This window comes from Sporosarcina sp. JAI121, from assembly GCF_013408665.1.
Lineage (GTDB): Bacteria > Bacillota > Bacilli > Bacillales_A > Planococcaceae > Sporosarcina.
In genome coordinates, this window is record NZ_JACCCL010000002.1 from 65,658 (window position 1) to 84,372 (window position 18,715).

Consider the following 18,715-nt stretch of genomic DNA (forward strand, 5'->3'; position numbering starts at 1 on the left):
CCCAAGCGCCGAAGCGTGTATTGCGGGGAATCCCTATCTAGTCTCTATATTTGAAGACCTTTTCAGCGGCTTCAATTAAGCCTGCGCTCAGCCAATACATCGCATTCAATACTTCCCCCTATATAAAAGGAGCTGCTTCATCCAATCGAATAAAGCAGCTCCTTCTATAATCACATTAATTTTGAAATGAACATTGTCGCGATCCCGAAATAAATCAGAAGCGACAATATATCGTTGATAGTTGTAATGAGTGGGCCTGAAGCTACTGCAGGATCCACTTTGAATTTGTGCAAAACGAGGGGGATGATTGTTCCCGCCAGCGTACCGATAATTAGGGTAATAAGAAGGGAAGAGCCCACAACAAGCCCAAGAACAAAACTACCCTGCCAAATATACGCGATGATAGAAATGACAACGGCGCACACAATCCCGATAGTAAGGCCGACTACTAGTTCCCTGAAAATAAGTTTCATCGTCTTTTTCGTATCAAGATCCTCGGAAACCAGACCGCGGACAACGACAGCAAGTGACTGCGTTCCCGTGTTTCCGGTCATTCCGGCAATCATAGGCATGAAAAATGCGAGTGCGACAACAGCTTCCAACGTTGCTTCAAAACGGGAAATGATACTTCCGGAAACGAGTCCGATGAACAATAGCAGGATAAGCCAAGGCAGGCGTCTTTTAGCGGCCACTAGTGGTTTTGTTCTAAAGTCTATCGCTTTCCCGGAAGCCAGAAGCATTTCGATGTCTTCGTTCGCTTCCCGGACAACGATATCTAGGACATCATCTACCGTAATGATACCGAGAAGAATACCTTCGTCGTCGGTGACAGGCATGGAAACAAAATCGTAGCGACCGATAATCTTTGCCACTTCCTCCTGCTTCGTCAGCACGCCTACTTTGACGACGTTTCGTGACATGATTTCCTCTATCTTGGCGTCAGGTTCCGCCAGCAACAAATCCCTATAGGATACGACCCCTATAAGTTTTTTTTCATCGTCAATGACATACAGGTAATTTATATACTCCGCAAGTGCAGAGAAATTCTTCAACTTTTTTACTGCGCGTTCAACGGTATACGATTTGTGAACCCAAATATAACGGTTCGTCATTGCCCGTCCAGCGGTTTTTGGCGGGTAATCCATAATTTTACGGATGATGTCCATTTCTTCTTGTTTCATTTCAGCGATCAATGCATCCGCTTCTTTTTGAGGAAGGCCGGATAGTAAAAAAGCAAGATCATCATTTTTCATTAAATCCAATATGTCCGTCGACCGATCGGGGCCGATTGTCCGAAGAACATGTAGCTGATCATCCTGTGACAAATGACGTAATAGTCCGGTCAATTCATCCATTGTCAGAAGCTCTAAAAAGAGCGGCTGATGCTTCACGGGCAAATCTTTAAATTGTTTCGAGATGTCAAATGGCTGTAAATCATTCATAATCTCACGGAATGTTTCTTTTTTACCTTCTTTCAACACATGGATGATTGCAGTTGCAATCTTATTATCGTTTACTTTTTCCGCCATGTGCATCACCTCTCTTCACGATTGATGAGAGATGGAAACGTCAAGTACTTTTATCTCTCTTTATTCTTATACCCCCATTTTAGTCATCGGAAAACCATTCTTAGTCATTGGAGAGATGAAGAATTCATTGGTCAGCAACATGCTAACCGCTAAATAACTAACAGGGAGGCGAAAGCGGATTGAGAAAAAGACGCGTCTGGATACTTATAACCATGCTTCTAGTGATTATCTCCATCATCATACTCACGTTCGGAATGAAACAAAGAAATAACAATGAAGCCGCATCGAACCAGAACACAGTGCCTGTCGCTAAAGTCTTCGAACCGGATACACTCCTTCTTGAAGGTAATGAGATGCCTGAAATAGATGAAATTCTAAAAGATACAAGGCTACAAGGAGCAACGACGGGCGTCAGTATCCGAAAAGCGGAGTCGGGCGAGATCATTTACTCCCATTTCGCCGATACGCGGGTCCATCCGGCATCTGTCATGAAAATGCTGACCGGCGCAGCCGCACTCGAAACGCTCGGGGAAGAGTACAGGTTCAAAACGGAGCTATACATGGACGGGAAGCTTAAAGACGGTGTACTGCACGGCAATCTCTATTTAAAAGGGAAAGGCGATCCAACACTTACGAAGAATGAATTGAAAGCATTCGCATCCGAATTAAAAGCAAAGGGCATCCGCTCGATCACGGGAAATCTATACGGAGACGACACTTGGTATGACAGCGTCCGTCTGTCCCAAGACCTGAACTGGTCTGATGAGTCGTACTATACTGGTTCCCAAATATCCGCGCTGACATTGTCACCGAATGAAGACTATGACGCGGGGACGACCATAGTTGAAGTGAACCCCGCCGCAAAACCGGGACTAGCGGGCAAAGTTGGCATGGTGCCGAGGAACAGCTACATGACAATCATCAACAAGACAAAAACTGTAGCAAAAAAAGGCAAGAAAAGTATTTCAGTCGAACGGCAGCACGGTTCAAATACTCTGGTCGTCTCCGGAACGATTCCGGTTAACGCGACAAAAACACGTACTTGGGCATCCGTTTGGGAACCGACAACTTACACAGCCGATGTATTCAAACAAACAATCGAACAACAAGGTATTACATTTTTGGAATCATCGAAAGTCGAACGTAAAAAGGTATCCAAAGGAGCCACTTTACTGGCGTCGAATCGGTCGATGCCGCTGAAGGAACTATTCATCCCGTTCATGAAGTTCAGCAACAACGGGCACGCCGAAGTATTGGTCAAAGAGATGGGTCGTGCAATGGGCAGCGAAGGTAGTTGGGATAAGGGTCTCGCGGTGATGGAAGGTGCCCTCGCGGATATGGGGGTCGATACACGAAACATGCTGCTGCGCGACGGTTCCGGCATGTCGCATAAAAATCTTGTCACAGCAAACGAAGTATCCAAGCTTCTCTACACTGCGCAATCGAAGGGTTGGCATCCGGTATTCCTGGATTCACTTCCGCTTGCAGGGAATAAAGAGCGGTTTATAGGCGGGACATTGCGTCATCGTATGAAGGGGACTGCGGCGGCAGGCAACGTTCAAGCGAAGACAGGCGCGCTGAACGGAGTCACCGCGCTGTCCGGATATGTTAAAACAGCTGATGGAGAAACGCTTATTTTTTCTATCATGGTTAACAACTATTTAAGTGATACGACAACTGAAATCTTGGATAAAATCGCTGTTACGCTAGCGAATTATCAATTGAAATAAAAAGCAATCCCAGCGCATGAAAATAGGCGTCGGGATTGCTTTTTTAAATCAGCGTTTTGGTTCGTAGTCCAGCAGCTTAAACATTTCCGATAGTTCTCCTTCAGTTAAGTCACGCCACTGACCGTTTGGCAAGTCACCAAGATGGATGTTCATGATGCGTGTCCGCTGAAGTTTTCGTACATTGTAGCCGAGTGCGGAACACATGCGGCGAATTTGACGGTTTAACCCTTGCGTCAATGTAATATTGAATTTTCTCGGACCCAGTTGCTTCACCTTGCACGGCTTAGTCACTGTATCTAAAATCGCTACACCTGACTCCATCCGGCTGACGAATTCCTTTGTAATGGGACCATCCACGGTAACGATGTATTCCTTTTCATGACCATGTTCTTCGCGCAGGATTTCATTGACGATATCACCGTCGTTTGTCAGGAGAAGAAGTCCGTCGGAGTCCTTGTCGAGCCTGCCGATATGGAAAATTCGTAGCGGATGATTGACGAAGTCGACGACATTGCCTTTGATATGACGTTCCGTTGTGCTAGTAATGCCGACGGGTTTATTCAGTGCGATATAAACGAGTTGTTCTTCCGTCTTTACCAATTTTCCATCTGCGTGTACGATGTCGCCGTCTTCGACTTTACTGCCGAGCTCGGCTGCTTGTCCGTTGATTGTGATACGGCCATCTTCTATCCATTTATCTGCCCCGCGACGGGAAACAATCCCCGCTTCGCTTAAATACTTATTGATTCTCATTGACATCACCTGCTTTTATTGTTGGATTAAGTATACCGCATCAGGAATCAAAGGACTAAACGAAACATAGTATGAGTAGGCAATAAAGTCTTGCAATTTTACGGAAAAGGTTGACAATTCTATTTTCACGTACTAAGATAAGAATAATATTTTATTCAAAGACGGGCAGGAGGTACCGGGAGCGGTACCGCCCACGACAGACGAGAAGAGCATAGCTGAGAAATTATTGACTAAGAAGAGTAGCATGGGTACGCGATTGTAGAGAGTCAGTGGGTGGTGAAAACTGATTCGCGGCCGATGTGAATGGACTTATGAGAGCTGTCTTGAACAATTTTTCAAGGCGGACGTGAGATCCCACGTTACGGGATGTGCCTGATGGGCACGCTAAGAGGAAGCAGAAATGCTTCAATTAGAGGTGGCAACGCGGTGAATTCCGTCCTCTGCAATCGGACTAATCTGTCCTTTTGCAGGGGACTTTTTTATTTCCACAGAAAAGGAGAGTTGAGATGAGTATAGAAAAGATGAGTTTACGGACGACGATGAAGAAAGTAAACGGTGATTCGCTAACACCGATATTGATTTTCAGAAGAATGCAAGGTGAACGGAAATTTTTACTGGAAAGTTCTTCAAAGCACGAAGGGTCCGGGCGGTATTCCTTTATTGGAATGGATCCGCTGAAGTCTTATTACGGAAGAGACGGCAAACTGGAAGAGCATGTCTACGCAACGGGCAAGAAATATGTTCACGAGGGCAATTTGTTTGTCCTGTTGAAAAGATTGATGCCGCGGATTACGGATGATATCGGTTTTCCTTTCACAGGCGGTGCGGTTGGTTACGTCGCATACGGAGCCGGTTCTGAAAGTACCAGTCGTTCCGGAGATGACATGGGATTCCCGGATGTTAATTTCAATATTTATGAAACAATCGTCATTTTCGACCATGTGTTGAATGAAGTGACACTTCTGCATACGGAAATAAGCCCGGAGCAAAGTGTGCCTGATTTGGATGTGTTGGCAGAAAGCATGTTGTCCGGCCCGGAAAAAAAGGATATGACCTTTGAAATATCCGATTATACATGTCCAGTGACACAGCAGCAGTTTGAGGAGTTGGTACGTAAAGCGAAAGGCTATATCGAGCAAGGCGAGGCAGAGCAGATTGTACTATCGAGAAGATTAGTAGCGGACTTCAATGGTGATCCGTTTTCGTTATACCGGAAGTTGAGAAAACGGAATCCATCGCCGTACATGTATTACATGGAATTCGCCGATCACATAGTCGTTGGCACCTCACCTGAAAGTTTAGTTCGTGTATCGGAAGGTAAAGTGATGACGAATCCGATTGCAGGGACGCGCCGACGCGGTGCTGATAAAGCAGAGGACGTAGCGCTCGAGAAGGAGTTACTCGCCGATCCGAAAGAAATTGCGGAACACGATATGCTCGTTGAACTTGGACGGAAAGACATGGAAAAAGTATGTGTTCCGGATTCTGTCCACGTCACAAGTTACATGGAAGTTGTCCGCTATGAGCATGTCATGCATCTTGTATCGGAAGCGGAAGGGACATTATCGCCGGTGCTGCATGCATTGGACGCCCTTACTGCATGTCTTCCTGCAGGTACGGTAACGGGCACGCCGAAAAAGCGGGCGATGGAATTGATTGATGAATTGGAAAAGATGGATCGCGGTATTTACGGTGGGGCTATCGGTTATATCGGTTTTAACGGCAATATGGATTTTGCGTTGACGATTCGCACGATGATTGTGAAAGACGGTAAAGCTTATGTCCAGGCGGGTGCAGGTATTGTTCAAGCGTCAGACCCGACAGCAGAATTCATGGAGACGGTCAATAAAGCCCGTTCTCTGCTGGAAGTCATTAACTGAGCAATTGGTAATATGAAATAGATTAGAAGAGCAGAGCGGAGGAGAGAATGAGATGAGGAATTATGTTAGAAAAGTAGAGTCGGGCCAACATTTGATGTACGAAGAGATGCAGGAAGCTTCAGCATTAATGTTCAATGAACGTACGGAATCGCAGGATGTAATTGACTTCCTAGTAGCATTATCACGAAAAGAGGAAACGGCGCACGAAGTGGCAGCTCTAGCGTCTGTTATGAAATCATTCGCTGTGCGGATAAATGTTCCACGGGAAACATTTATGGATAACTGCGGAACAGGCGGAGATGGTTCAAACAGTTTCAACATCAGTACGGCATCGGCGTTTGTACTGGCGGGAGCCGGCGCTTCTATCGCAAAACACGGCAACCGGAAAGTTTCGAGTGCGGCTGGCAGCTCTGATGTATTGGAGGCATTAGGCATCCACACAGACTTCAGCGTGGAAGAGACCATCGAATTGCTGCAACAGGAAGGAATCACATTTTTGTATGCACCGAATGTTCATCCGCAAATGAAACGAATCGGTGCTATCCGGCAACAAATCGGCAAACCGACCATTTTCAACCTCGTAGGTCCGCTGACAAATCCTGTACCGCTAAAAACGCAGTTTACAGGTATTAACCGACCGGACTTCACGATGGAGTATGCCTCGGTATTACAAATGCTTGGCAGAGAACGGGCGATTGTCGTATCGGGTGCAGGTGGGATGGATGAGGCATCGCTTTCAGGACAAAACGCATTTGTGCTACTCGATAAAGGCGATCTCATCCCGTTTTCGCTGACGGCAGATGACGTGGGGCTTACCTATGCACCGGCTTCGGCTATTCGCGGGGGTGACGCACGGGAAAATGCGGCGACAATCCGAGCGATTTTTAATGGACAACGCGGTCCGCATTTCGACACGGTCGTTTTCAATGCAGGCATCGGTCTTTTCGCAAATGGGCAAGCCGGAACGGTTCAAGAAGGGGTTAAACGGGCGGCTGATAGTATTTTATCCGGCAGAGCGTTGCAAAAACTGGAAGCAGTCGTTGCATTCAGTGAGAAAGTAGGACAGAAGGCGGTGGCAAGATGACGATTTTAGACAAGATTTTACAAGAGAAACGGCGAGAAGTGTTGACGATGTTGGCGGAGCGGAACGTGTTGCAGGAAGCTCGTCCGCTGCGTCCTTCTCTATTCAATAAATTATATAAGGCGGAGCATTTGCACGTCATCGCGGAAATGAAGCGTGCATCTCCTTCAAAAGGACTCATCGCTGAAGGGGCGGATCCCGTTGCGCAGGCGATCTCTTATTATAACGCTGATGCGGCATGCATCTCCGTGCTGACGGATACCCCCTTTTTCAAAGGTTCATTCGAAGACTTGTCGGCGGTTGCGGATAATGTTCCGATCCCGTTGTTATGCAAGGATTTTATTGTTCATAGCGTACAGATTGATCGTGCAAAAAGTGCCGGAGCGTCCGTCGTTCTTCTGATTGTCGCGGCTCTCACTGAGGAGGAGTTCGTCAGCCTTTATGCATACGCAGAGGCTGCCGGACTGGAAGTGCTGGTGGAAGTACATGATGGGACGGAGCTGAAACGCGCCCTTGCAGTGGATGCAAAACTGATTGGTGTTAACAATCGGGATTTACGTACATTTACTGTGGATCTTAAGAAGACTTCGGAGATTGCAGCTCTTTTTCCGTTCGATGAAGAGCGTGTCCTCATTAGCGAAAGCGGTATCTGGGAATCGGAAGATGCGTTATTCGTGGCAGACGCCGGAGCTAGCGCGGTCCTTGTAGGGGAATCGCTTATGAGAAGCGGTGAAGTTGTCGAAGCAATCCGTTCATTGCAAATACCTTTACCGAGAGTGGTCCGATGACGAAAGTGAAAATTTGCGGTTTGATGGAACGGGAGCATGTGAAGACGGCGGTTGATGCGGGAGCGGATGCAATTGGCTTTGTCTTCGCACCGAGCAGGCGGCAAGTGACGAAATTGGAGGCACAAAAGTTAGCAAAGGATATTCCTGACAGGGTAATGAAAATCGGTGTATTTGTAGATGCATCACGTGAGGAAATTGAAAAGATTTATCGGGAAGTACCGCTGGATTATGTTCAATTTCATGGGGATGAAAGTTCGGATTTCATCAAAACAATCGGACTTCCTTCCATTAAAGTGTTATCAGTTCATAGTGCCGAAGACACAATGCAAGCAACACGTTATGAAGCGGACTATTTTTTGTTCGATGCACCTGGAACGGACTATAAAGGCGGCAGCGGAATGACGTTCGATTGGCAACTGATGAAAGATGCTGGTGTACAATCGGACAAAGTCATTCTGGCGGGCGGACTAAACGTGGATAATGTTGCACAAGCAATCCAGGCGGTGAAGCCATATATGGTGGACGTTTCGAGCGGAGTGGAAAGCATGGGAAGAAAAAACGGGGAATTGATTCGCGCATTCATTGAGGCGGTCAAAGAGGAGGAGAGATAAGCTATGGTAAAAGAATTGGATGGTTCTCAAACTGCTCAAGCAGGGAGGTACGGAAGGTTCGGCGGACAATTCGTTCCTGAAACGTTAATGACGGCACTTATTGAATTGGAGGCTGCATACGATGAAGCAGTTGCAGATCCGGCTTTCGTGGATGAGGTGGGCTATTATTTAAAGGATTTCGTCGGACGCGAGACGCCTCTTTACTTCGCGGAAAGGCTTACGAAAGCGGCGGGCGGTGCAAAGATATACCTGAAACGGGAAGATTTAAACCATACAGGTGCACATAAAATCAATAACACAATCGGCCAAGCCCTCCTTGCGAAGCGAATGGGCAAAAAGAAGATTGTTGCGGAAACCGGAGCGGGACAGCACGGGGTGGCAACGGCAACGGTATGTGCTTTGTTTGATCTTGAATGCGTTATTTACATGGGGAAAGAAGATATTCGCAGGCAGGAGTTGAATGTGTTCCGTATGGAATTACTCGGGGCCACAGTCGTTTCAGTCGATAAAGGCTCCGGTACACTGAAAGATGCTGTTAACGAGGCGCTGCGCTATTGGGTTGCAAATGTGGAAGACACACATTACATATTAGGATCAGCCCTTGGCCCGCATCCATTCCCGAAAATTGTCCGTGACTTCCAGCGTGTCATCGGCGTGGAAACAAGACGGCAAATTGTGGAGAAAGAAGGACGGCTACCCGATGCGGTTGTCGCATGTATCGGCGGCGGCAGCAATGCTATCGGCATGTTCCACCCGTTCGTGGACGATGAAGAAGTTGCACTGTACGGAGTTGAAGCGGCTGGAAGCGGTATTGAAACAGGACTCCATGCGGCTGCGATTGCGGACGGCAAAGAAGGGGTCCTGCATGGTGCATTTATGTATGTTTTGCAAGACGATGACGGATTCATCCAGGAGGCGCATTCCATTTCGGCGGGTCTGGATTATCCCGCCGTCGGTCCGGAGCATAGTTATTTGCATGATATCGGACGCGTGACGTATACGTCAGTAACGGATGCGGGTGCATTGGAAGGCTTGCAGTTATTGGCGAAAGTTGAGGGGATCATTCCGGCGCTTGAAAGTGCACATGCGGTCCACTATGCGGTTGAGCTGGCACGAAGTATGGAGGAGGAAGAGATTCTTGTGATTTGTCTTTCCGGACGTGGCGATAAAGATGTTCAAACAGTGCGGGATGCTTTAGGGGGTGGCTTGAATGACTACTAAAAACCTGACAAATGCTATCACTGATTGTGTAAAACGTGGAGACAGAGCATTCATCCCATATATGATGGCGGGGGATGGCGGACTCGAAACGCTGAAGAAAAACATTCTATTTCTTCAAGAAGCAGGCGTGACCGCCATCGAACTTGGCATTCCCTTTTCAGATCCGGTTGCGGACGGCCCTGTTATTCAAGAAGCAGGAGAGCGTGCACTTGCTAAAGGGGCAACGCTACGCACAGTTTTGGCAGAGCTTGCTTCCTTCAAGGATGAAGTCATCGTTCCGCTAGTCATCATGACTTATTTGAATCCAGTTTTACGCTATGGCATCGATCGATTTGCGACGGATTGCCACAACAGTGGGATTAGTGGTCTCATCGTACCTGATATGCCACATGAGGAAAGCGATTTGTTGCGACATGCACTTGCGGAGTCAGACATTGCACTTATTCCGCTCGTATCGTTAACGAGCCCACCTGAGCGGGTTGAGAAAATAACTGCGGCGGCGGAAGGTTTCGTCTACGCCGTGACGGTGAACGGTATAACAGGGGTTCGGGATGGATTTGGTGATAATCTTGCGGGTCATTTGAAACAGTTGAAAGCGGTGAGCCCGGTGCCAGTATTAGCCGGTTTCGGTATTTCAACGCCTGAACAGGTGCTGTCGATTGGCGCGCTTGCCGATGGCGTCATTGTGGGGAGTGCCATTGTTGATGCCTTACACCGCAATGATTTGACAAAGGTTCATGCACTTGTGACAGCGTCGAAAAAAGAAATTTATAGCTGAAAAAACGCCCCTCCTTCCGCGGAACATTGCGCTTGGAGGGGCGTTTCTTATGCAGTTCGGCTACTATGCCGTATAGTTGACATTATCTGTCGTATAGTTCGCGTAATTGGTCGTATAGTTGACTGTTCCCACACTTACTCAGAAACCACTTCCGACTTTCTGCGTTCCGTCATCCACCCAGTCCCGAAATCGACAAGCGGTTTCATGGGAATGACTTTACATGAAGCTTGCCCTAACTTGCCACTCAGGGCAACGCCGGGATTCATCTCCTCGAAGGCTATACCCAATTCGGGGAAAACGTCCGAATCGACATCGGCCATTTCAAAAGTTGCCCAAATTCGTTCGCCATTTTGAATGATAGCTGCGCCTTGCGGGGAAGCTGTTAGTCCAGGGGCTAAATACTCGGACAAATGCAATGCGGTACACGAATCATAACCGACACCAATCAAAATGATTTTCACATTTGCATCCAGCATCTTTCCAAGCGGAGAACCGGTTCCGAACGAATCATCGAGCGGATGTTCCTTCATCCAGTCGGCCGCATTTCCTCCCCAAGCCATAAATGAATGAGCAGGGTGAGAACTTCGGATTGTTTCAGGATGTCGGTGGAAACAGTCTGCAATTTTACCCATTCCGCGTAGATGGCTCAGATGCGGATCATATGCAGGAATGGATTGACGGATCGGTTCGTGCCAAGCTTCCGGTACAGGCGGCAACATCCAGTAGGAAGGCTCCGAATTATCGGCGGACTGCGCGGACATGACGATTGTACCGCTCGGCGCCACTGTTTCCATCAATGCTTCGACGACCGCCTGGGCACCACCCGCAATCCAGCCCATCGATTTGAGAGATGAATGAACGATGATGTGGTCACCCATTTTGATGCCAAGTGTGTTAAGTTGTTCTATTACCGATTCTTTTGATTGAAAAGATGGAGTTTGTTGGATAGTTTCAAACTCGGTCATTTTAGATCACTCGATTCTATAGTCATTTTCAAAAAGCATAGCAATTCGATGATGAATTGCCAAGTCCCATGAAACTTTTCCTTGGGACAAGCGTACATATATAAAAGGAGATGTGGTCAATGGATGCGAATGTGATTAGGCAGGAAGTCGAAACGACATATGAAAAAGTGAAGTCGTTGGCAGGTTGGACGGTGGATAAAAACGTCGTGCTAACAATTACATCGTATTATGTCACATCTGAACGGGAATTCGACGCGGTAAGTCTGAGTCGGGTGATGGATGCCATTAAGAGTAGAGCGGGCTGGCTTTCACCCTTACGGGGCAATCTTCTTCCGATGATGGCTGCATTTTTGGACCAGCCGGGAGCAGATATTGAAAAAGAAGTGAATCGTTTATTTGCGAAACAGCAAGTGCTGAAAGGTCTTGGTTTTCGGAATACAATCCATTCTTATTTAGCTGCACTTCTCGTGACGAACGATCCCGAGCTCTATGAAGTGGAGGCTCGTCAAGCGAAAAGGCTTTATGATGCGATAAAAAAACAGCATTTCTTCCTGACATCCGATGACGACTATGCGTATGCGGTTTTATTAGGGAAGAGGGGGGAGAATCCAATCGAACATGCCAAATCCATGCGCATGTATTACGATGCACTGCGAACGGAGGGATTCCGTTCGGGAAATGAACTGCAATGGCTATCGCAGGTGCTGACGTACATAGAAATAAAACATGATCCGAATTTAATTACCAGAGCTGCGGAGATACTATCCCATTTCAAGCGGACCACGAAAATACGCCCTGTCCATTACCCGATGATCGGATTCTTGACTGTATTCGGGATAGATGATGCTGAACTGAAAAAAATTGTCGAGTTGACGCATACGCTGGAGGAATCCAAACTATTCAAGTGGAACAGGGAAATGGCATTGTCCATAGCGATTGGATATATTATGCATGAACTGACAGAAAGTGCGGAAGCGGCAAGCGTGAGTCTTGCAACGTCCATTGAATTGATCATTCAGGCCCAACAAGCGGTGATGGCTGCTACGATTGCGGCGATGGTTGCATCTTCGACAGCAAATTCATCGAATAGTTGAATTAGAAATTGCACGTATCAGTGTATTTAAAATTAATGTCGAAACAGATCTTCCGCTTGAAAAAGTTGTCTGCGCGTAAGAGTTCATTTCTGTCGTTATAATTGTTCCATGCAGGTTGCTCGGTGAAACAATCGTAATGGTCAACGACGCACAATATATTATAACTACTAAAAGATTCCATTCCATGGCGGAAAGGAATCTTTTTTTGCATTTTGATCCTAAAAAAGCTCATTTATTTTCAAAATTAAATAAAAAAAGTTTCGGATATAGAAATGCTTTTGCAGCAACGTTTGTAACCTGTTTGTCACAATTGAAACAATCCATATGTTTAGTATTCTGGAAAAATAGTATTGTCATGCAGAAAATTCTGTAGTATATTGGGGCAAGTAGAGCGATGTCAGAAAATTTACTATTCATATTTTATTAAGCTCACGTTATGTAAGGAGGAAGTTTTCTTGGGAAACCCAATATTGGAAATTGAAAATCTCCGAACCTCATTTCGCATAAAAGACAACTACTATGCGGCAGTTGACGATGTATCATTGACGGTTAAAAAAAATGAACTGCTGGCCATCGTTGGGGAATCGGGATGCGGGAAAAGTGCACTTGCTTTTTCTATAATGGGTCTTCATAGTAAGGCGAATGTCGAAGGGAATATTTACTTCAAAGGTCGTGATATCGCTAATATTTCTCCAGCAAAGCTAAATGAACTGCGTGGAAAAGAAATGGGAATGATTTTTCAGGATTCACTTTCAGCATTGAATCCGTTAATGATTATCGGTGATCAAATTGATGAAATCATATATATCCATAATAATAAGCTTGCGAAAAAGGATCGGAAGGAGAAAGTGATTGATTTGTTGGATAAGGTTGGTATCCTTCATCCGGCATTTACTTACAATCAATTCCCCCATGAATTATCAGGCGGGATGAGGCAACGGGTCGTTATAGCGATGGCGATTGCCAATGAGCCGGAGTTATTAATTGCGGATGAGCCGACGACTGCTCTGGATGTGACCATACAATCGCAAATACTCGATTTGTTAAAAAAACTCAAAGAGGATATTCATGCAGGAATCATATTGATTACACATGATCTCGGCGTCGTTGCCGAAATGGCGGACCGTGTCGCCGTCATGTATGCAGGTCAAATTGTTGAAATTGCAGATGTCTATACCTTATTTGAAAATCCTCTGCATCCCTATACAAGATCATTGTTGAACTCTGTTCCGAATTCAAATGTAGTGCAATCCGAACTGCATGTAATTGAGGGGATTGTACCGTCGTTACAAAACTTGCCGCGAGAAGGTTGTCGGTTTAGCCCAAGAATTCCATGGGTGGATAGTTCGGCCCATGAGAAAAACCCGGAATTACATGAAGTGAATCCAGGTCATTTTGTACGTTGTACCTGTTATCGAAACTTTTATTTCCCTGAAAAAAGCAAGGGGGATCAGCACCATGTCGTTTCTTGAAGTGAAAAATTTAAAAGTCCATTTTCCAATAACAGGCGGTTTATTAGGCAGGACTATCGACCATGTCAAAGCGGTTGACGGCGTCTCGTTTTCGATTGAAAAAGGGAAGACATATGGGCTTGTTGGCGAATCCGGATCTGGCAAAACAACAACCGGACGGGCAATCATCGGTTTAAATAAGATCACCTCGGGAAATGTTCTTTTTGATGGACAGGACATTACTAATTTGCGCCGGTCGAAAATGAGTGCACGCAGGGATATACAAATGATTTTTCAAGATCCGTATTCCACATTGAATCCGAAAAAAAGAGTATTTGACATTGTGGCTGAACCGCTTCGGAATTATGAAAACCTTTCAAAAAGGGAAGAAAAGAAGCGTGTTCAGGAATTATTGGAACTTGTCGGTTTAAGTCCGGAAAGTATACATAAATATCCGCATGAATTCTCAGGTGGACAGCGCCAACGGATTGGAATTGCCCGGGCGATTGCATTAAAACCTAAATTGATTATTGCCGACGAACCTGTATCGGCCCTTGATGTGTCCGTTCAAGCGCAAGTATTAAATTTTATGCAGAAAATTCAGAAAGAGTTAGGTTTGACATATCTATTTATCAGTCATGACCTAGGAATCATCAAACATATGTGCGATCGTATCGGAATTATGTATAAGGGGCGCTATGTAGAAGAAGGGACTCCGGAAGATATCTTTACCAACCCACAACATATTTATTCAAGACGGCTTGTTGCTGCGATTCCTGATATTGATCCTAGAAAACGTGAACAACAGTTACAATTCCGCCGAACAGTAAAGGAAGAATACGAGCAGTCGTATAACGATTATTTCGATGACAAGGGCTTGGCCTATCAATTACAGCCTGTATCGGACACACATTTAGTGGCTTTGCCTGGGAGAGGGTGAATGATATGTGGAAATTCACTGTACGTCGAATAGGAATTATGATTCCACAAATTGCACTACTCAGTATTTTAATATTCATAATGGCAAAAATGATGCCCGGTGATGCATTAAGTGGTTTGATTGATCCAAGCATTGATCCAGCTACGATAGAAGCAATGAGAGATAGACTTGGCCTAAATAACCCTTGGCATATTCAATATGTCGACTGGATTAAGGGGGTAATCCAGGGGGATTTTGGACAATCTTTTCGCTTTAAAATGCCGGTTACTGAATTAATCTCTCAACGGCTTATTAATACTTTTTGGCTTTCCCTTGCCACGTTAATCTTGACTTATTTAATCGCGATACCTCTTGGGATTACTAGTGGACGGTATAACGATACATGGGCTGATCGTTTAATAACAGGTTACACATACGTAGGATTTGCAGCTCCGCTATTTATATTTGCTCTAATCATGGTTTGGATTTTCGGTTTTCATTTTGGTTGGTTTCCTACCAGTGGCAGTGTAAAGCCAGGGCTAAGCCCAGGTACATTCGAGTATGTATTAAGTAAAATAAATCACTTAATGCTCCCTGCATTATCGATGGCGCTCATCGCAACGGTTACGACCGTTCAGTATTTGCGGAGTGAGATCATTGATACGAAACAGAAGGATTTTGTTGTGACGGCAAGAGCAAAAGGCGCGTCTGAATCCAGGGTCTATAACCGTCATATTTTGAGGAACTCTTTGCTGCCGATTGCCGCTTTTTTTGGGTATGAAATTACCGGGTTAATCGGGGGGACGATTTTTATTGAAAACATCTTTGGTTATCCAGGAATGGGCCAGCTGTTTTTGGAATCAATTACATTACGCGATTTTAGTGTGGTGACAACCGTTGTTTTAATATTTGGGATTGCCTCGATTTTAGGTGCATTGATCTCGGATATTATATTAAGTCTTGTCGACCCGCGCATTCGTATAAAATAAGAACTCGATAGACATTGAGGTGGTTAAGGTTGGAAGCGAAAAAAATCCATTTACCCGACAATACTAAGGATACCGACAGAAGTCCATCCGGTTGGCTAATTATCTGGCGTGAAATTGTACGGGATAAACTAGCTTACGCATCATTGGTTTTTCTAACATTAATAATTTTATTTGTATACGGCGTATCACTGTTTTTAGACCAAAAAGAGATTGTGACAGTTGATTTGTTTTCTATCCATCAACCTCCATCCAAAGAATTTTGGTTAGGCACAGATTATGGGGGACGAGATGTTTTTGGACAGCTGATTATTGGGACACGAAATTCACTTTCAATCGGAATTCTCGTAACGCTAATGACAGGCATCATCGGAATTACGGTTGGATTGGTATCTGGGTATTATGGTGGGAAAATAGATAATATAGTTATGCGTATTGTTGATTTTTTCATGATTTTACCATTTTTGATGATTGTCATTGTGTTTGTATCGGTTTCTCCTAAATATACCATCTTGTCATTTTCCTTAATCATGACGGCATTTTTATGGATGGGAAAAGCGCGATTAATTCGGTCGAAAGCGTTGCAAGAAACAGAACTTGACTATGTTCAGGCTTCAAAGACGCTCGGCTCTTCCAATCTGAAAATCATGTTAACACAAGTTTTGCCGAATTTAAGTTCAATCATTATTGTCTCTATGACTTTGAACTTAGCTGCAAACATTGGTTTGGAATCCGGACTATCATTTTTAGGATTTGGTTTTCCTGAAAGTACGCCAAGCCTTGGGACACTTGTCAGTTATGCAAGAAACCCGCAAACTTTGGAGTTCAGATGGTGGATTTGGTTACCTGCATCACTACTGATTTTGGTGCTGATGTTGAGTATAAATAATGTTGGTCAAGCGTTGAAACGTGCGACTGATGCTAGACAAAGAAGAGGATAAGAAGGGGGAGAGATTTATATGGTGGGGAAGAAGAGTGCAAGCAAAGTTTTGTTCGCAGTGCTGCTTGTTTTACTGCTCGCGTTAGCGGCGTGCAATAAAACAGAGGACGCGAAGCCGGCAGACTCAGGGGACAAGAAAGAAGAAGGAAAGAAAGAGGAAGCCAAAGATGATGGACTTTATTCCATCGAGGATTTCAGTAATGTAAAAACCAATGAGGGGGAGGCGATTGAAGGGGGGGCCTTTACATTCGGACTCGTTTCGGATACCGCTTTTGAAGGGACATTGAACTGGAACTTCTATTCAGGCGATCCTGACTCACAAGTTCTTGAATGGTTTGACGAAGGCTTGTTAACGTGGGATTCAAGTTTTGTGTACACAAATGATGGAGCTGCAACATATGAATCGTCTGAAGATGGAAGAACATTCACATTCACAATCCGTGATAATGTAAACTGGCATGATGGGAAGCCGGTTACAGCAGAAGACTGGTTATTTGCACATGAAGTCATTGGCCATGCTGACTATGATGGTCCACGCGCGGGAGATGTACTTAACATTGTAGGTATGGATGAATTCCAAGCAGGTACATCGGATACAATTTCCGGTATTGAAGTAGTTAGTGATAAAGTATTGAAAATCACATATAAAGAAGCAACGCCGTCACTTATAACAGGCGGTATCTGGACATACCCGCTTGCTAAGCATATCTTTGGCGATATGCCAGTCAAAGATATCTCATCTTCACCGGAAGTACGTCAAAAACCAATTGGTTTTGGTCCGTTTAAAGTTGATACAATCGTGCCTGGAGAGTCAGTCACATTTACGAAAAATGAAGACTACTGGCGCGGGGCACCGAAGCTCGACACAGTTACTTTAAAAGTAATCAATCCAAATGTTGTTGTTCAATCATTGAAAAAAGGTGACGTGGATACAGTAAGTGATTTCCCGGTAGCTCAATTCCCGGATAATGCCGATATGTCGAACGTAGAATTTTTAGGTGCTGTAGATCGCGCGTACTCGTATGTTGGATTTAAACTGGGTTCTTGGGATAAAGAAAAGAAGGTAGTGAAACCTAATCCCGATGCGAAAATGGCAGATGTAAATTTACGTAAAGCTATGTGGCATGCTGTTGATAACGATACGGTAGGTAAGAAGTTCTACCACGGCCTGCGTTGGGCTGCAACAACTCTGATTCCGCCATCACACCCGGAATATCATGATGAAACAAATCCTGGTACACCTTATGACCCTGAAAAAGCAAAACAATTGCTTGAAGATGCTGGATTCAAAGATGTTGATGGTGATGGTATCCGTGAAGATAAAGAAGGAAAACCATTGGTCATCAATTATGCTGCTATGTCAGGTGATGACATCGCTGAACCTTTGGCACAATATTATATCCAAGCATGGGAAGCTGTTGGGTTGAAAGTGCAGCTGTTAGATGGTCGACTGCAAGAATTCAATACTTTTTATGAAGGTGTTGGGCAAAAAGGAAACGACAATCCTGATATTGATGTTTATGCAGCTGCTTGGGGCGTAGGTATCGATGTGGATCCAAGTGGTCTATACGCTAATAACGTATTATATAACTTCTCTCGTTGGGAAAATGAAGAAAATGATCGTCTGTTGGCTGAAGGTATCTCTGAAGAGGCATTCGATGTCGAGAAACGTAAAGAAATTTATAATGAGTGGCAGCAACTGATGTCAGAAGAAGTACCTGTATTCCCTACGTTGTATCGTGCGGCACTAGTACCAGTCAATAACCGGGTGTTGAACTATGCAATTGGCGATGGAACAGGCATATATCGAAGCGATATTGAGGTAACGGCAGATAAACCTTTCGCTGATAAATAAGTTAAGATTTACATTTTTCGCTTGTAGGGGAGTTCCTCTACAAGTTTTTCTTTTATGAAATAATATTGTAATATTTACAGAAATTAGATATAATTAATGTCAAATCATTCAGTCTATTGGGAGACAGCTAGAGG

General features: G+C 44.9%; 16 protein-coding genes and 1 other annotated feature. Of the genes, 13 read left to right on the forward strand and 3 right to left on the reverse strand.

Going from position 1 to position 18,715, the window contains the following annotated elements:
- Positions 1 to 170: 170 nt before the first annotated feature.
- Entirely contained in the window at positions 171 to 1,529 is a 1,359-nt protein-coding gene (mgtE, locus tag HDC33_RS11840) for a magnesium transporter (protein WP_179392793.1), read from the reverse strand.
- Between the two features lie 179 nt (positions 1,530 to 1,708).
- On the opposite strand from mgtE, the gene dacB reads away from it, so the two are divergent.
- Positions 1,709 to 3,259, forward strand: a complete 1,551-nt coding sequence (gene dacB / locus HDC33_RS11845) for a D-alanyl-D-alanine carboxypeptidase/D-alanyl-D-alanine endopeptidase (RefSeq protein ID WP_255457397.1) — start codon at positions 1,709 to 1,711, stop codon at positions 3,257 to 3,259.
- 48 nt (positions 3,260 to 3,307) lie between these two features.
- On the opposite strand, the gene rluF is transcribed toward dacB, so the two are convergent.
- Positions 3,308 to 4,012: a 23S rRNA pseudouridine(2604) synthase RluF gene (rluF, locus tag HDC33_RS11850; protein ID WP_179392794.1), complete on the reverse strand. Its 705-nt coding sequence runs from the start codon at positions 4,010 to 4,012 to the stop codon at positions 3,308 to 3,310.
- A gap of 217 nt (positions 4,013 to 4,229) precedes the next feature.
- Positions 4,230 to 4,456, forward strand: a binding site (T-box leader).
- 62 nt (positions 4,457 to 4,518) lie between these two features.
- Between rluF and HDC33_RS11855 the strand changes: the two genes are divergently transcribed.
- The 6 genes from HDC33_RS11855 to trpA are packed head-to-tail and all read left to right on the forward strand — an operon-like array spanning position 4,519 to position 10,371.
- Positions 4,519 to 5,892, forward strand: coding sequence for an anthranilate synthase component I family protein (locus tag HDC33_RS11855; protein ID WP_255457398.1), 1,374 nt, complete (start codon positions 4,519 to 4,521; stop codon positions 5,890 to 5,892).
- A 52-nt stretch (positions 5,893 to 5,944) separates the two neighbouring features.
- Positions 5,945 to 6,976, forward strand: a complete 1,032-nt coding sequence (trpD, locus tag HDC33_RS11860) for an anthranilate phosphoribosyltransferase (protein ID WP_179392795.1) — start codon at positions 5,945 to 5,947, stop codon at positions 6,974 to 6,976.
- Positions 6,973 to 7,761 carry an indole-3-glycerol phosphate synthase TrpC gene (gene trpC, locus HDC33_RS11865; RefSeq protein WP_179392796.1) on the forward strand — a complete coding sequence of 263 codons (789 nt, stop codon included), beginning with the start codon at positions 6,973 to 6,975 and terminating at the stop codon, positions 7,759 to 7,761. The genes trpD and trpC overlap by 4 nt, the downstream gene beginning before the upstream one ends.
- A complete protein-coding gene (locus HDC33_RS11870; RefSeq protein ID WP_179392797.1) occupies positions 7,758 to 8,372 on the forward strand; it encodes a phosphoribosylanthranilate isomerase in 615 nt (204 codons plus the stop codon). Before trpC ends, HDC33_RS11870 begins: the two co-directional genes overlap by 4 nt.
- A 3-nt stretch (positions 8,373 to 8,375) precedes the next feature.
- Positions 8,376 to 9,593, forward strand: a complete 1,218-nt coding sequence (trpB, locus tag HDC33_RS11875; RefSeq protein ID WP_179392798.1) for a tryptophan synthase subunit beta — start codon at positions 8,376 to 8,378, stop codon at positions 9,591 to 9,593.
- On the forward strand, positions 9,583 to 10,371 hold the full coding sequence (gene trpA / locus HDC33_RS11880) for a tryptophan synthase subunit alpha (RefSeq protein WP_179392799.1): 789 nt from the start codon (positions 9,583 to 9,585) through the stop codon (positions 10,369 to 10,371). The genes trpB and trpA overlap by 11 nt, the downstream gene beginning before the upstream one ends.
- Positions 10,372 to 10,505: 134 nt before the next feature.
- Here trpA and HDC33_RS11885 read toward each other — a convergent pair whose 3' ends face one another.
- Positions 10,506 to 11,336 carry an AAC(3) family N-acetyltransferase gene (locus HDC33_RS11885; RefSeq protein WP_179392800.1) on the reverse strand — a complete coding sequence of 277 codons (831 nt, stop codon included), beginning with the start codon at positions 11,334 to 11,336 and terminating at the stop codon, positions 10,506 to 10,508.
- 119 nt (positions 11,337 to 11,455) lie between these two features.
- Here HDC33_RS11885 and HDC33_RS11890 point away from each other — a divergent pair, with 119 nt between their 5' ends.
- The 6 genes from HDC33_RS11890 (at position 11,456) to opp4A (ending at position 18,581) form a co-directional block, all read left to right on the forward strand.
- Positions 11,456 to 12,430 carry a DUF4003 family protein gene (locus HDC33_RS11890; protein WP_179392801.1) on the forward strand — a complete coding sequence of 325 codons (975 nt, stop codon included), beginning with the start codon at positions 11,456 to 11,458 and terminating at the stop codon, positions 12,428 to 12,430.
- Positions 12,431 to 12,885: 455 nt separating this feature from the next.
- Entirely contained in the window at positions 12,886 to 13,902 is a 1,017-nt protein-coding gene (locus tag HDC33_RS11895) for an ABC transporter ATP-binding protein (protein WP_179392802.1), read from the forward strand.
- A complete protein-coding gene (locus tag HDC33_RS11900; protein ID WP_179392803.1) occupies positions 13,889 to 14,821 on the forward strand; it encodes an ABC transporter ATP-binding protein in 933 nt (310 codons plus the stop codon). The genes HDC33_RS11895 and HDC33_RS11900 overlap by 14 nt, the downstream gene beginning before the upstream one ends.
- A 5-nt stretch (positions 14,822 to 14,826) precedes the next feature.
- The gene (gene opp4B / locus HDC33_RS11905) at positions 14,827 to 15,789 is read left to right on the forward strand and encodes an oligopeptide ABC transporter permease (protein WP_179392804.1); all 963 of its coding nucleotides are present in this window, start codon (positions 14,827 to 14,829) and stop codon (positions 15,787 to 15,789) included.
- Between the two features lie 29 nt (positions 15,790 to 15,818).
- Positions 15,819 to 16,727, forward strand: a complete 909-nt coding sequence (locus tag HDC33_RS11910; RefSeq protein ID WP_179392805.1) for an ABC transporter permease — start codon at positions 15,819 to 15,821, stop codon at positions 16,725 to 16,727.
- An 18-nt stretch (positions 16,728 to 16,745) separates the two neighbouring features.
- Positions 16,746 to 18,581, forward strand: a complete 1,836-nt coding sequence (opp4A, locus tag HDC33_RS11915) for an oligopeptide ABC transporter substrate-binding protein (protein WP_179392806.1) — start codon at positions 16,746 to 16,748, stop codon at positions 18,579 to 18,581.
- Positions 18,582 to 18,715: the final 134 nt, after the last annotated feature.